Annotated in this window: 11 protein-coding genes; 5 read left to right on the top strand and 6 right to left on the bottom strand. The window is 69.2% G+C overall.

Annotated features, from left to right (window positions below):
* Positions 1–45: 45 nt before the first annotated feature.
* Together I6I07_RS20230 and I6I07_RS20225 are read left to right on the top strand one after the other, a co-directional pair.
* Positions 46–810, top strand: a complete 765-nt coding sequence (locus I6I07_RS20230; protein ID WP_198483433.1) for a MipA/OmpV family protein — start codon at positions 46–48, stop codon at positions 808–810.
* Positions 811–847: 37 nt separating this feature from the next.
* Entirely contained in the window at positions 848–1,576 is a 729-nt protein-coding gene (locus I6I07_RS20225; protein WP_198483432.1) for a substrate binding domain-containing protein, read from the top strand.
* A gap of 122 nt (positions 1,577–1,698) precedes the next feature.
* On the opposite strand, the gene I6I07_RS20220 is transcribed toward I6I07_RS20225, so the two are convergent.
* Both I6I07_RS20220 and purL read right to left on the bottom strand, forming a co-directional pair.
* On the bottom strand, positions 1,699–3,324 hold the full coding sequence (locus I6I07_RS20220) for a methyl-accepting chemotaxis protein (protein ID WP_198483431.1): 1,626 nt from the start codon (positions 3,322–3,324) through the stop codon (positions 1,699–1,701).
* 370 nt (positions 3,325–3,694) lie between these two features.
* Positions 3,695–7,744 (bottom strand): phosphoribosylformylglycinamidine synthase, encoded by a 4,050-nt coding sequence (purL, locus tag I6I07_RS20215; RefSeq protein WP_198483430.1) that lies wholly within the window; start codon positions 7,742–7,744, stop codon positions 3,695–3,697.
* Between the two features lie 365 nt (positions 7,745–8,109).
* On the opposite strand from purL, the gene I6I07_RS20210 reads away from it, so the two are divergent.
* The 3 genes from I6I07_RS20210 to I6I07_RS20200 all read left to right on the top strand — a co-directional run bounded on the left by I6I07_RS20210 (position 8,110) and on the right by I6I07_RS20200 (position 11,062).
* A complete protein-coding gene (locus tag I6I07_RS20210) occupies positions 8,110–8,661 on the top strand; it encodes a TRAP transporter small permease (RefSeq protein ID WP_198483429.1) in 552 nt (183 codons plus the stop codon).
* Positions 8,658–9,956, top strand: coding sequence for a TRAP transporter large permease (locus I6I07_RS20205; RefSeq protein ID WP_198483428.1), 1,299 nt, complete (start codon positions 8,658–8,660; stop codon positions 9,954–9,956). Before I6I07_RS20210 ends, I6I07_RS20205 begins: the two co-directional genes overlap by 4 nt.
* Positions 9,957–10,030: 74 nt before the next feature.
* Entirely contained in the window at positions 10,031–11,062 is a 1,032-nt protein-coding gene (locus tag I6I07_RS20200) for a DctP family TRAP transporter solute-binding subunit (protein ID WP_198483427.1), read from the top strand.
* A gap of 229 nt (positions 11,063–11,291) precedes the next feature.
* Here I6I07_RS20200 and greB read toward each other — a convergent pair whose 3' ends face one another.
* From greB to I6I07_RS20180, 4 genes are all read right to left on the bottom strand, one after another.
* Entirely contained in the window at positions 11,292–11,843 is a 552-nt protein-coding gene (greB, locus tag I6I07_RS20195; RefSeq protein ID WP_198483426.1) for a transcription elongation factor GreB, read from the bottom strand.
* Positions 11,844–11,925: 82 nt separating this feature from the next.
* The gene (locus tag I6I07_RS20190) at positions 11,926–12,771 is read right to left on the bottom strand and encodes a 3',5'-nucleoside bisphosphate phosphatase (protein ID WP_198483425.1); all 846 of its coding nucleotides are present in this window, start codon (positions 12,769–12,771) and stop codon (positions 11,926–11,928) included.
* Positions 12,772–12,920: 149 nt separating this feature from the next.
* Positions 12,921–13,856 (bottom strand): alpha/beta fold hydrolase, encoded by a 936-nt coding sequence (locus I6I07_RS20185; RefSeq protein WP_198483424.1) that lies wholly within the window; start codon positions 13,854–13,856, stop codon positions 12,921–12,923.
* A 174-nt stretch (positions 13,857–14,030) separates the two neighbouring features.
* On the bottom strand, positions 14,031–14,603 hold the full coding sequence (locus I6I07_RS20180) for an AAA family ATPase (protein WP_198483423.1): 573 nt from the start codon (positions 14,601–14,603) through the stop codon (positions 14,031–14,033).
* Positions 14,604–14,759 lie beyond the last annotated feature (156 nt).

The raw sequence follows: 14,759 nt of genomic DNA, 5'->3' as shown, positions 1-14,759 counted from the left end.
CGGCATTCGCCGCGCGCGGGCTTCACGACTAAGGAAATCCCCGCAATGAAGCTGGCTATGTTAGCAACTGGCGCCGCCGCCCTGGCCTGCCTCGCAGGCACGGCGCAGGCCCAACAATCCGGCACCAATTTCATCGGCCTGGGCGTCGGCTACGTGCCGGTGTACGAAGGCTCGCGCGAGTACCGCGCCCTGCCCGTGCCGCTGATCAACTACCATTCCGGCAACTTCTTCATCTCGCCACGCGCCGGCCTGCCGGCGCTGGGCCTGCAGACCGCGCTGGCGCCCGACTGGAAGGCGGGTGTGTTCCTGGGCATGGGCCTGGGCCGCGACTCCAGCGACGCCGACCGCACCAAGGGCCTGGACGACATCGACTTCCACGGCACCTACGGCGCCTTCGTCGAATGGGCGCCCGGCCCCCTGTCGCTGGGCGCCGCCTACCGCCAGGCCGCGCGCAGCGGCTACGGCGGCACGCTCGAACTGCGCGCCACCTACGCCGCCTGGCAGGACGGCGCCAACCGCGTCAACGTCGGCGCCAGCACGCAATGGGCCAGCCACGATTCCATGCAGACCTGGTACGGCGTCACGTCCTCGCAGGCCGCCAGCAGCCGCGCGGGGCTTTCGACCTACTCGCCGGGGTCCGGCTTCAAGTCGGCGGCGCTGTTCGCCAGCTGGTCGTACCGCATCAACCCCAGCTGGAGCACCATCACCACGGTCGGCGTGAACTCGCTGCTGGGCGACGCGCGCGACAGCCCGCTGACCGAGCGCCGCACCAACATGTTCGGCAGCGTCGGCGTGGTCTACGCCTTCTGAGCGGCCAAGGCCGCGCCTCTCCCCGGGAATCGGCCCCATGAAACCGCCACACGGCCTGGAAGGGTTCGCCGACGTCGCCAGCGCCCACCGTCTCGGCCGCGCCGCGGCCGCGCTGGGCATTCCCCTGTCCGCGCCGCCGCGTCCGCAACGATCGGCGGCCGGCAGCGCCGGGCTGCTGCGCGTGACCCTGCCCGACACCCGGGTGCAGCGGGTGCTGGCCCCGGCGCTGGCGGCCTTCGCGGCGCGCCATCCCGGCCTGCGCTTCCAATTGAGCACGAAACGGGCCGACCCGGCGGACCTGGCGCGGCACCGCCGCGACCTGACGATCCGGCTGGAACCGCCCACCGATCCTTCCTGGGTGGCGCACCGCCTGGGCGCCCTGCGCGCCCGCCTGTATGCCGCCCCCGAGTATCTGGCGCGGCGGCCGGCGCCCGAACGCCCGACCGACCTGGCGGCGCACGACTGCATCGGCGTGCATGCCGACGACAACGGCGCCCCCGCGCGCTGGCAGCTGCGGCGCGGCCAGGATCGCGCCGTCGTCATGACGCGCGAACGCTATTGCGTGGATGATCCCGAGATGGCGTGGCAACTGGCCGCGCGCGGCGCCGGCATCGCGCCGCTGCGCGACGCCGCGCCCGGGCTGGTCGCGGTGCTGCCGGATTGGGAACTGGAGCCGGTGACGCTGTATGCCTTGACGGAAACGCCCCGGCTGCCGGCGCGCATCCGCGCCTTGATCGAACACCTGACGCGGGCGCTGGCGGCCTGACCGCGACGGCGGCGGGCCTCGCCCGCCATGACGGGGCGAGGCGCGGGACGCGAAGGCGCCCGCCCGCCTCGGCCGGCGAAGCCGGGATCAGGCGCCGGGATCAGGCACCGATCAGGCGCCGATCAGGCGCCGAGCAGCGCCGGCTCGCCGCCGCGGCCCAGGGCCGGCGCCTCGGCGTCGATCACGCGCCCCGTCTGCAGCTTGAACACCGCCACCGCTTCGCGCAGGCTTTGCGCCTGGGCTTCCAGCGAGGCGGCCGACGCGGCGGCCTGTTCGACCAGCGCGGCGTTCTGCTGCGTCACGCTGTCCATCTGCGACACCGCCTGGTTGACCTGCTCGATGCCCTGGGACTGCTCTTCGGAGGCGCTGGAGATTTCGTTGATGATGTCCGTCACGCGGCGCACCGAGGTCACGATCTCCTGCATGGTGGCGCCGGCCGCTTCGACCTGGTCGGAACCGATCGAGACCTTCTGCACCGAGTCGTCGATCAGGCCCTTGATCTCCTTGGCGGCCTGGCCGCTGCGCTGCGCCAGCGCGCGCACTTCGCTCGCCACCACCGCGAAGCCCTTGCCCTGCTCGCCGGCGCGGGCCGCTTCCACCGCCGCGTTCAACGCCAGGATGTTGGTCTGGAAGGCGATGCCGTCGATCACGCCGACGATGTCGGCGATGCGGTTGGAGCTGTCGGCGATGGCGCGCATGGTGCCCACCACGTCACCCACCGCCTGGCCGCCACGGGTAGCCACATCGGACGCCGCCGTCGCCAGTTGCGAGGCGCTGCGCGAGCTGTCGGCATTGTTCTTCACGGTGGACGACAGTTCGTCCATGCTGGCGGCGGTTTCCTCCAGCGAGGCGGCCTGCTGCTCGGTGCGCGAGGACAGGTCGATGTTGCCCGCCGCGATCTCGCGCGAACCGGTGTGGATCTCTTCCACGCCCTGGCGCACGGCGGCCACGGTGCGCGCCAGGCTGTCCTGCATGCGCTTGACGGCCGCGTAGAGCACGCCGATCTCATTGTTGCCGCGCTGCTCGATGCGGTTGGTCAGGTCGCCGCCGGCGATGCGGTCGAACAGGCGGCCGGCCTCGTGCAGCGGCCGGAACACCGAACGCGCAAACACCGCGTACAGGCCCACCACCAGCACCGCCACCACCACCAGCAGGCCGATCAGGAAGGCGATGGCGCCATTGATGCGGGTGTTGGCCTCGCGCGCCACGCGCTGGCCGACCTCATCGGCGTAATCGACATACTTCTGGATCGCCTGGGTGAAGGCGATGCCCAGCGGCGTGACCTTCTCCAGGTTCAGGCGGCTGGCGTCCTGCGCCTTGCCGGCGCGGATCGCGGCGACCATCGGCGCGATCGCGTCGCGCTGATAGACCTCATAGGCGGCCAGCGCCTCGTCGAACAGCGGCTTGCCCACGGGCGAGGTCTCGGGATTCTGGCGCGCGCTCTGGATCAGGTCGGCGGCCTTCTTGGTGTAGCCGTCCAGCCGTTGCATGCTGGCCAGGTTGTCGATGCTCTTGCCTTCCAGCAAGGTGGTCTGGGCCGCCAGCAGCACCAGGCGGGCGCGCAGCAGTTCGGAACCGGCGTCGTCCACCGCGTTGGCGCGCACCAGGTTGGTATCCAGCATCACCTCGATGGAGGTGCGGTTGGAGGTCAGCTGCTGGTAGACGGCGATGCCGGTCACCAGGAAAAGGGCGAAAAAAAGACAGAGCGCGGTCGTCAGGACGGCGCGGATACTCAGATTCTTGAACATGGGGAGGGGGCCACTCGGGGTTTGCGGAGGGCAGCCTTGGGCGGCTGTCCCCCTGTTTACGGCTTATTGCAATGAAAAGTTAAATATCTCATTGGGTTACAACCGACTATTACCCTCGTTAGCGGTCGTGGCCGCCGCGCACTGCCGGCGTGCAAAAAAAAGCCCCACCGATTCCGGTGGGGCTCTTTTGCATCAAGCCAGCAAGAATGGCCGCCTCGCCGCCGGGCCGCCCCAAGGCGAGGCAGCCCCCTCGGGGGCAGCAAGCGCGAAGCGCGCAGCGTGGGGGCGCGCCTCGCCGCCGGGCCGCCCCAAGGCGAGGCAGCCCCCTCGGGGGGCAGCAAGCGCGAAGCGCGCAGCGTGGGGGCTCCTTTTATTTCAGCCAGGCGCGCGCGTTGCGGAAGATACGCATCCACGGGCTGAACTGGCCGCCGCTATCGGCGTTGCCCCACTTCTCGGGCGCCCACGACATCATGACGTTGCGGGTCACGCGTTCCGGGTGCGGCATCATCACGGTGAAACGGCCGTCGGCGGTGGTGACGGACGTCAGGCCGCCCGGGCTGCCGTTCGGGTTGAACGGATAGGCCTCGGTGGCGTTGCCGCGGTTGTCGATGTAGCGCGCCGCCGTCAGCACGCGGCCGGCATCGCCCTGCTGCGAGAAGTCGGCATAGCCTTCGCCGTGCGCCACGGCGACCGGAATACGGGCGCCTTCCATGCCGGCAAAGAAGATCGACGGCGACTTGGCCAGCTCGACCAGCGACAGGCGCGCCTCGTACTTCTCCGACAGGTTGCGGGTGAAGCGCGGCCAGTGCTCGGCGCCCGGGATCATCGGGGCCAGCGCGGCCATCATCTGGCAGCCGTTGCACACGCCCAGCGCGAAGGTGTCGGGACGGGCGAAATACGCCGCGAACTGATCCGACAGCTTGCTATTGAAGCGGATGGTGCGGGCCCAGCCCTCGCCGGCGCCCAGCACGTCGCCGTAGCTGAAGCCGCCCACGGCCACCAGGCCCTGCACCTGCGCCAGGTCGACGCGGCCCGACAGCAGGTCGGTCATGTGCACGTCGACCGCGTCGAAGCCGGCGGTGTCGAAGGCCCAGCCCATTTCCACCTGGCTGTTGCAGCCCTGCTCGCGCAGGATCGCCACGCGCGGACGCTTGCCGCTGTTGATGAACGGCGCGGCCACGTCTTCCTGCGGGTCGAAGGCCACGTTGGGGCTCATGCCCGGGTCCTGCGTGTCGTTCCAGACGTCCAGCTCGGCCTGGGCGCAAGCGGGGTTGTCGCGGCGCGCCATGATGCGGTAGGACACTTCGCTCCAGGCGCGGCCGAGGTCGGCGCGCGGCTGGCCCCAGACCTTCTTGCCGTCGCGGTAGAACTCGATCTCGTCGCCGCCGTTCAGGCCGCCGATGACGTGCGAGTGGGCCGACAGGCCGGCGCCGCGCAGCACCTGCATGACGGCGTCGCGCTGGGCGGCCGGCACCTGGATGACGGCGCCGGCTTCTTCCGCGAACAGCGCCTTGAGCGTCAGTTCGTCGCGCTGCACCGCCACCTGTTCCGGACGGATCTTGTAGTCGCCCCAATCAGCCGATTGCGGGTCGAAGGTCAGCATGTCCAGGTTGACCGAGATGCCGGTGCGGCCGGCGAAGGCCATTTCGACCAGGGTGGCGAACAGGCCGCCGTCCGAACGGTCGTGGTAGGCCAGGATGGTGCCGGCTTCGGCCAGCGTGCGGATGGTGATGAAGAAGGCGCGCAGGGCTTCCGGCGAATCGATGTCCGGCACGGTCTCGCCGACCTGGTTGTAGGTCTGCGCCAGGATCGAGCCGCCCATGCGGTGCAGGCCTCGGCCCAGGTCGACCAGGATCAGCACGCTGTCGCCGGCGTCGGTGCGCAATTGCGGCGTGAGGCTGGCGCGCACGTCGCCGACCGGCGCGAAGGCCGTGACGATCAGCGACACCGGCGCCACCACCTGGCGCTGCTCGCCGTCCTGTTCCCAGGACGTCTTCATGGACAGGGAATCCTTGCCCACCGGGATCGACAGGCCGGCGGCCTGGCACAGCTCGCTGACGGCCGACACGGTGTCGTACAGCGCGGCGTCCTGGCCGTCGACGCCGCAGGCGGCCATCCAGTTGGCGGACAGCTTGATGTCTTCCAGGCGCGCCACGTCGGCGGCGGCCAGGTTGGTCAGGGCCTCGGCCACGGCCATGCGGCCGGAGGCCGGCGCGTTCAGCATGGCGATCGGGGTGCGTTCGCCCATCGCCATGGCTTCGCCGCGGAAGCCCTGGTAGTCGGCCAGGGTGACGGCGCAGTCGGCCACCGGCACCTGCCACGGGCCGACCATCTGGTCGCGGCTGGAGAGGCCGCCGACGGTGCGGTCGCCGATGGTGATGAGGAACGACTTGTTGGCCACGGTGGGGTGGCGCAGCACGCGGTAGGCGGCTTCGGTCAGGTCGATGCCGGCCAGGTCGAGCGGCTCGGACACGCCGGGCAGGCGGCGCACGTCGCGCGTCATGCGCGGCGGCTTGCCCAGGATGACGTCGATCGGCACGTCGACCGGGCGCACTTCGGCCTCGCCTTGCGGACGGATCGTGTCCAGGCCGGGCAGGCCCTCGCCGTCGACCACGCGCAACTGGCGTTCTTCGGTGGCCACGCCCACCACCGCGTAGGGACAGCGTTCGCGGCGGGCGATGGCGTCGAAGCGTTCCAGGTCCTGCGGCAGGATCGACAGGACGTAGCGTTCCTGCGATTCATTGCTCCAGATCTCGGCGGGCGACAGGCCGGATTCTTCCAGCGGCACGCGCTTGAGATCGAAGATGGCGCCACGGCCGGCGTCGTTCACCAGTTCCGGGAAGGCGTTGGACAGGCCGCCCGCGCCGACGTCATGGATGGCGATGATGGGGTTGTTCTCGGCCTGCTGCCAGCAGCGGTCGATGACTTCCTGGGCGCGGCGTTCCAGTTCAGGGTTGCCGCGCTGGACCGAGTCGAAATCGAGTTCGGCCGAGTTGCTGCCCATGCTGATGCTGGAGGCGGCGCCGCCGCCCATGCCGATGCGGAAACCCGGGCCGCCCAGCTGGATCAGCAGCGCGCCGGGGGGAATCACGTCCTTGTGGGTCAGGCCGGCGTCGATGCTGCCCAGGCCGCCCGCGATCATGATGGGCTTGTGGTAGCCCCAGCGCGTGCCGCCGGCGGTCTGCTCGAACGAACGGAAATAGCCCAGCAGGTTGGGACGGCCGAATTCGTTGTTGAAGGCGGCGCCGCCGATGGGGCCGTCGATCATGATGGACAGCGGCGTGGCGATGCGGTCCGGCAGGCCGTGGTGATCGGCTTCCCAGGGCTGCGTGGCGTCGTCGAAGCGCAGATGCGAGACGGTGAAGCCGGTCAGGCCGGCCTTGGGCTTGGAGCCGCGGCCGGTGGCGCCTTCGTCGCGGATTTCGCCGCCGGCGCCGGTCGAGGCGCCGGGGAACGGCGCGATCGCGGTCGGGTGGTTGTGCGTCTCGACCTTCATCAGGGTGTGCACGGTGGTGTCGCGGCGGATGTACCTGGCGCCGTCGACGCCCTCGCCGGTCACGCCCGGCACGCCGGCCTGGAAGCGCTGCGCCGGGCCGCCGGCCATGATGGCGGCGTTGTCCGAGTACGCGACCACGGTGCCTTCGGGCTGGGCCTTGTGGGTGGCGCGGATCATGCCGAACAGCGTGTTGGGCTGTTCCTGGCCGTCGATTACCCACTGGGCGTTGAAGATCTTGTGGCGGCAATGTTCGCTGTTGGCCTGCGCGAACATCATCAGTTCGACGTCGGTGGGATCGCGGCCCAGGTCGGTGAACGACTGGGCCAGGTATTCGATTTCATCGTCGGACAGCGCCAGGCCCAGGCTGACGTTGGCCTCGACCAGCGCGGCGGCGCCACGCACCTGCACGTCGACGGTGCGCATCGGCTTGCCGGCCAGCGGCTGGAACAGCGCCTGGCCGTCGAAGCCGGCGTCGACCACGGTTTCGGTCATGCGGTCGTGCAGGCAGTCGGCCGCGCGCGCCAGCATGTCGGCGTCGAACGACTTGGCGCCCAGCAGGCCGCGTTCGGGGGTGATGACGTAGCGCACGCCGCGTTCGATGCGGTGCACGGCCGACAGGCCACAGTTGTGGGCGATGTCGGTGGCCTTGCTGGCCCACGGCGAGATCGTGCCCAGGCGCGGGATCACCAGCAGCGCCAGGCTCTTGGCCGGCGCCTCGCCGGTGGCGGGCGTGCCGTAGTCCAGCAATTGGGTCAGGTGCTGCTGCTGCTCGGCCGTCAGGGCGGCGTCGGTGCTGACGAAGTGCTCGTAGCGGGCGGAAATGTCGGCCACCGGCAGGCCGGCTTCCTTCAATTGCGCCAGCAGGCGGTCACGACGAAAGGAGGACAGGACGGAGGAACCAGGCAGATGCTGAACAAGGGACACGATGCGGGCGCCGTATAAGGAAGGAAGCAAAACGAGGATTTTACCCCGCTTGGCGGGTTTTCCCGGACGGAAGCACACCCGCGTCCCGATCTGGCCCGAATTCGTCCTGCTTCGGCCATTGTTACAAAAGAATTCCGCGACGCAACGTCCGACCTGCTGCACAGCAATATGGCGCTTAAATCCCTGCCGCTGTCGCGGGTTATGAGCCGTGCAGACCCGGCCCGCGCGGCCGGCGTATTGCGACGCACCATGTTGCACCCATACCGCAGCGCGGGAAAACACGAACACCCACCCTCTCGCCCCGACGGTAGGATGCAGCGACCTCATACCTGGAAAGCGCCCCGCCGCGCTGGCCGTTGCCTCACATGTCACGCCCCGAAGCCCCCGCCGAGCCTGTCGAACCGATCATCCCCGCCGAAGCAGACCCCGCCGTGAAAGTGCCGCTGGCCATCGAGGACTGGCTGGCCGTGATCCTGCTGGCGGCATTGGCGCTGATTACCTTCCTGAACGTGCTGGTGCGCTACTTCACCGACCAGTCGTTCGCCTGGACCGAGGAAATCTCGGTGTTCCTCTTGATCGTGCTGACCATGGCCGGCGGCTCCGTGGCCTTCGTGCGCAACCACCACATCCGCATCGAGATCCTGGCCGACAACGGTTCGCCGCGGCGCCAGCGCATCATGGCGCTGATCTCCAACACCTGCGTGCTGGGGTTCTTCGTGCTGCTGACGGTGCTATCGGTCAAGCTGGTGGCCGACGAGTACATCTATGAAGAAACCTCGCCCGCCATCGGCGTGCCGACCTGGTGGTATTCGATCTGGCTGCCGGTGATGGCCGCGGCCATCTCGCTGCGCACGCTGGGCACGCTGCGGCGCCTGTGGAAAGCGCCGCTGCCCAAGGCCGACGGAGGCCAGGCATGATCGCCGGCATCCTGTTCGCGGTCTTCATCGCGCTGATGCTGATCGGCGTGCCGGTCGGCGTGGCGCTGGGCATCGGCGGCACCGTGGCCATCGTGCTGTCCAACCTGGACACGCCCTGGTATGGCCTGTTGACCGTGCCGCAGAACTTCTACGCCGGGCTGGCCAAGTATCCGCTGCTGGCGATTCCGATGTTCGTGCTGGTCGGCTCCATCTTCGATCGTTCCGGCGTGGCCAAGCGGCTGGTGGATTTCGCCATCGCCATCGTCGGGCGCGGCCCGGGCATGCTGCCGCTGGTGTCGATCGCCGTGGCCATGTTCCTGGGCGGCATCTCGGGCTCCGGCCCGGCCTGCGCCGCGGCCGTGGGCGCGGTGATGATCACGGCCATGTCGCGCGCCGGCTACCCGGGCCCGTTCTCGGCGTCGGTGGTGGCGGCGGGCGCGGCCACCGACATCCTGATTCCGCCCTCGGTGGCCTTCATCATCTATTCGGTGCTGGTGCCCGAGGCTTCGGTGCCGGCGCTGTTCGCCGCCGGCATGGTGCCCGGCATCCTGGCCGGCCTGGCGCTGATCGTGCCGGCCGTGTGGCTGTCGCGCAAGCACAAGATGGGCATGCTGGAAGCGCACCTGCCGCGTCCGCCGTTCTGGAAGAGCCTGCGCGAGGCCTCGTGGGGCCTGGCCGCGCCGGTGCTGATCCTGGGCGGCATGCGCATGGGCTGGTTCACGCCCACCGAGGCGGCCGTGGTGGCGGTGTTCTACGGTCTGTTCGTGGGCATGTGCATCCACCGCACCATCAAGCTGCGCGACCTGTACGTGATCCTGCGCGAGGCGGCCGAGCTGTCGGCCGTGATCATGCTGGTGGTGACGCTGGCCGGCATCTTCGCCTGGGCCCTGTCCACGCTCAGCGTGATCGACCCGATCACCCACGCCATCGTCAATTCCGGGCTGGGCGAATGGGGCGTGCTGGCGCTGCTGATTTTGCTGCTGATGACCGTCGGCATGTTCCTGGACGGCATCTCCATCTTCCTGATCTTCGTGCCGCTGCTGATGCCGATCGCCAAGGCCTACAACTGGGACCCGGTGTGGTTCGGCGTGATCCTGACGCTGAAGGTGGCGCTGGGCCAGTTCACCCCGCCGCTGGCGGTCAACCTGATGGTGTCGTGCCGCATCGCGCGCGTGCCGATGGAATCGACGGTGCGCTGGGTGGTGTGGCTGCTGGGCGCGATGTTCCTGGTGCTGGTGGCGGTGCTGGTGTTCCCGCAGCTGGCGCTGTGGCTGCCGCACAAGCTGGGCTATTGAGGGGACCGGACGCAACCCGCCCGGCATGCATTCATGACAACAACAGACAGACCCGCAAAGAGAGGAGACGCAACATGAATTTCCGCAAGCTGATCGGCGCCGCCCTGTGCGCCGCCACCGTCGCCGCCATTCCCGCGGCCGCGCAGGCGCAGAACTACAAGTCCGAATACAAGCTCTCCATCGTCGTCGGCACCACCTTCCCGTGGGGCCAGGGCGCCGAGATCTGGTCGAACCTGGTGCGCGAGCGCACCCAGGGCCGCATCAACATCAAGGTCTACCCCGGCACGTCGCTGGTGCAAGGCGACCAGACCCGCGAATTCACCGCCATCCGCCAGGGCGTGATCGACATGGCCGTGGGCTCGACCATCAACTGGTCGCCGCAGGTCAAGCAGCTCAACCTGTTCTCGCTGCCCTTCCTGATGCCGGACTACGCCGCCATCGACGCGCTGGTGCAGGGCGACGTGGGCAAGGAAATGTTCAAGCTGATCGAGAAGGCCGGCGTGGTGCCGCTGGCCTGGGGCGAGAACGGCTACCGCCAGCTCAGCAACTCCAAGCGCGAGATCAAGCGGCCCGAGGACATGAAGGGCATGAAGCTGCGCGTGGTCGGCTCGCCGCTGTACATCGACACGTTCACCGCGCTCGGCGCCAACCCGACGCAGATGAGCTGGGCCGACGCCCAGCCCGCGCTGGCCAGCGGCGCGGTCGACGGCCAGGAAAACCCGCTGTCGATCTACACCGGCTCCAAGCTCTACACCGTGGGCCAGAAATACCTGACGCTGTGGAACTACGTGGCCGATCCGCTGATCTTCGTGGTCAACCGCGAGGTCTGGAATTCGTGGTCGGAAAAGGACCGCGACATCGTGCGCCAGGCCGCGCTGGACGCCGGCAAGCAGCAGATCGTGATCGCGCGCAAGGGCGTCACGCCCGAGGATCCGTCGCTGCTCAAGGAGATCGAGGGCCACGGCGTCACCGTGACCTCGCTGAGCCCGGCCGAGCATGACGCCTTCGCCAAGGTCACCCAGCCCGTCTACGACAAGTGGAAGAAGCAGATCGGCGAAGACCTGGTCAACCTGGCCGAGAAGTCCATCGCCGCCCGCAAGAAATAATCCCGCCGACAAGGACAGCAAGCCAACCGAACAAGCAGCAAGCCCCAGGGGAACGGGCGGCGCAAGCCGCCCACCGAGGCAGGGACGTCAGATCCCGCCCACCAAAGACGGGCGCCGGCCACAAGCCGGCGCCCGTCACCTTTTCGGCGTTCGCTTTTTCAGTGTTTTCTTTGGGGTGCTTTCTTTTGGGCGCTTTCTGGCGCCCGTGTTCCCGGCGCCGCGCCCGGCGCTACTCCGGGTAGCGCACTTCCAGGATGTCCAGCTCCTCGACCCCGCCCGGCGTGCGCAGCACCACCGTGTCGCCTTCCCGCGCCTTGATCAGCGCCCGCGCCACCGGCGAGATCCAGCTGATCTTGCCGGCCAGCGGCTCGGCCTCGTCCACGCCGACGATGGTGACGGTGTGGTCCTCGCCCGCCTTGTCGGAATACAGCACCGTGGCGCCGAAGAAGATCTGGTCGCGGTTGGGCTGGGCGGCCGGGTCGACCACCTCGGCGATGTCCAGCCGCTTGGTCAGGAAGCGCATGCGGCGGTCGATCTCGCGCAGGCGCTTCTTGCCATAGAGATAATCGCCATTCTCGGAACGGTCGCCATTGGACGCCGCCCACGACACCACCTGCACCACCGACGGCCGTTCCACGTTCATCAGGTGCGTCAGCTCGCCGCGCAGGCGCTCATAGCCTTCCGGCGTCATGTAGTTCTTGGTGCCGGCCGGCAGGGCCTGGGCCTGCGGCAGGTCGTCGTCGTCCTCGTTGTCGGATTCTTTGACAAATGCTTTGTTCATGGCGGCAGCGCCTCGGGCGCGCAATCAGTCAGTTCAAGGGACGGCACGGACGCGCCGTGCCACAAGCCAGGCGGCGCGGCGCCTAGAACCAGTCGTGCCAGACCGGCTTCAGATCGGACGGCAGCGGCGGCAGCCGGCCCAGGTCCATGCGGCTTTCCTTGGGGCTGTGGAAGTCGGAACCGCGCGAGGCCAGGAAACCATAGCGGCGCGCGACGTCGGCGTATTGCCGCGCCTCTTCCACGGTGTGGCTGCCGGTATTGACCTCGATGCCCACGCCCCCCAGTTGCAGGAATTCGTCGAACAGCGCGGCGAACTGCAGCGGCGTGTATTTGTAGCGCCCCGGGTGCGCGATGACGGCGATGCCGCCCGCGCCACGGATCCAGCCCACCGCTTCGGCCAACGTGGCCCATTGCATGGGCACGTGGCCGGGGCGATCATCGCCCAGGTGCTTGGTGAAGACGGCCTGCACGTCGGGGCAATAACCGGCCTCGACCAGATAGCGCGCGAAGTGCGTGCGGCTGATCAATTCCGGATTGCCGGCGAACGGCAGCGCGCCTTCGTAGGCGCCGGGCATGCCCATCTCGGCCAGGCGCTCACCGATGCGGCGGGCGCGGTCGGCGCGGCCCGAGCGCGTCTTGCGCAGGCCTTCGACCAGCGCCGTGTTGGACGGATCGAAACGCAAGCCGACGATGTGCACCGTCAGGCCCGCCCAGGTCACCGAGATCTCGACGCCGGTGGCAAAGCGCATGCCCAGCTCGGCCGCCATGGCCGCGGCCTCGGCCAGGCCGCCGACTTCATCGTGGTCGGTCAGGGCCCAGACATCGACGCCGTTGGCGTGCGCGCGCTGCGCCACGTCGCGCGGCGCCAGGGCGCCGTCCGAGACAGTGGAATGGCAATGCAGATCGATGTTGAGAGCGGACGGTTTCATGAAGCCTATTGTAGAGAAGCCCCGTCCCCCTGGGTAGCGCCGCCGGCCGGCGGCGTCCCCAATATGGCGGACACGGTGGCGAACGGGCCGCCGCGCGCGGCTACCCGGCAAGCCACCACGGGCGGCGCCGCATGCGCCGCGGGCGGCCATCACGCCAGCAGGAAGTCCGCCACCGTCTTGACCTGGTCGTCGGCCATCAGCGTCGGCGCATGGCCGACGCCGGCCACTTCGTAGACCTGGGCGCGCGGATTGCGCTGGCGCATTTCGTCGACGGTGGTCCGCGTCAGCAGGTCCGACTGCTCGCCGCGCACGATCAGGATCGGGCAGTCCACCGCGTCATACGAGCGCCACAGAATCTGCTCGCCGGCGGCCAGCTCGTCGCCGGTCTGCAGCGCCATCGGCTGCGCCAGCGTCAGGTCGTAGTGCTTGACCCACTGCCCGCCCTGCTCGGGATAGACGAAGCGCGCCAGGTGATCCCACTGCGCATCCGTGTGCGGACCGAAGGTCTCGGAATTGGCGCGCATGGCCGCCACCGCGTCGGCGAACGAACCGAACGCGCCGGGCTCGCCCACGTACTGCCCGATGCGGGCCAGCGCGCCGGTCTCCAGGCGCGGGCCGACGTCATTGAGCACCAGCTTCGACAGCCGCAGGCCGTCCTGCGGCGGCAACATGCCGGCATGCGAGCGCAGCGGCAGCATGGCCCGCGCGAACGCGGCGGCGCCGGCCAGCCCCAGGCCGATCAGCCCGCCCATCGAAGTGCCGACCCACGCCAGCGTGGCCGGACGCAGCCGCGCCACCAGGGTCGCCATGTCGGACACGTATTGCGGCACGGTATAGAACGCCGGGTTGACCAGCCAGTCCGAGCGGCCGCGCCCGACCACGTCCGGGCAGACCACGCGGAACTGCCCCGCGAGGCGCCGGGCCAGCGTATCGAAATCGCGCCCGCTTCGGGTCAGGCCGTGGACGCACACCAGCACCCGGTCATTGGCCGGATCGCCCCATTCCCAGTAAGCCATGCGGTGCAAGCCCGCCGGGCTGGCGCAGGTGACGAATTCCAAACGGGGTTCCAGGCTCGCATCCAGCATCGTTGTGCTCCGAAAAACCGGCGCGCGGCCGCAATGGCGGCGCCGTGCATGGCCGGTATCTTATCGGAAGCGCGCGCCGGCGCCAGGACGCCGCCGGACGCGTCCTGGCGCCGGCCAGCGTTCGATGCGCGCTGAAGGTCGGGCCTGGGGTCAGTCTTGGAGTCAGGCCTGGGGTCAGGCCTGGCTTCCGGATACCGGCATATCCGCCGGCAACGCGGCCAGCACCTGGTCGGCCAGGTCAGCCACGCTGGCGCGGGTGTCCAGCGTCAGCACCGGACAGTGCAGCTCGCGGATCCATTGCCGGTGCCGCTCGGGCGTGCGGGTGCCCTCGGCGCCGCTGTCGTAGCCGGCCGCCCATTCCAGGAAGCGCCGGCTTTTCTCCCGGGCGGCGCTGTCCGAATCCAGCATCGCGCCGTAGCGCTCGGCCTCGCGTCGCCGCAGCCTGGCCATGCGTTCGGCCGCCGGCAGCCGCAGGAACACCACCAGCGTGAATTCGGGAACCAGCCCTTCGCCCCAGTTGTAGACCGAGCCGCCGCTGAGCACCCAGTCGTCATGCCCCCGCAGCCGTTCGCGGATGCGGCGCCAGCGTTCCTCCTTGGGATACTTGTCGGTGAAGGGAGGATCGGTCGGCACCCAGTAGTAGTCGTCCGCTTCCAGGTGGGGCACGTCCAGGCGCTCGCCCAGGACGGCGCCCAGCGTGGTGGCGCCGCAGCCGGATGCGCCGAAAAGATGAATGCGCGTGGCCATGGGACTCCCCTTGAAACGGACGCGACACGGCAGACCGCAGTCCGCCAACAACAGGCAACCAGTGTAGCGGCGTTCCCGCCACGCGCGACGCGCCCGCAACGCCTTTCGGCGGCGACTGACTGGCCCTAGAATGGCGCGTCGCCTCGCGGCTTCCGG

Origin of the sequence: Achromobacter deleyi (assembly GCF_016127315.1) — a bacterium.
In the GTDB taxonomy this organism is placed as follows: Bacteria; Pseudomonadota; Gammaproteobacteria; order Burkholderiales; family Burkholderiaceae_B; genus Achromobacter; species Achromobacter insuavis_A.
Note: the sequence above shows the minus strand (reverse complement) of the source record. Positions and strands in the feature narration are given on the sequence as shown.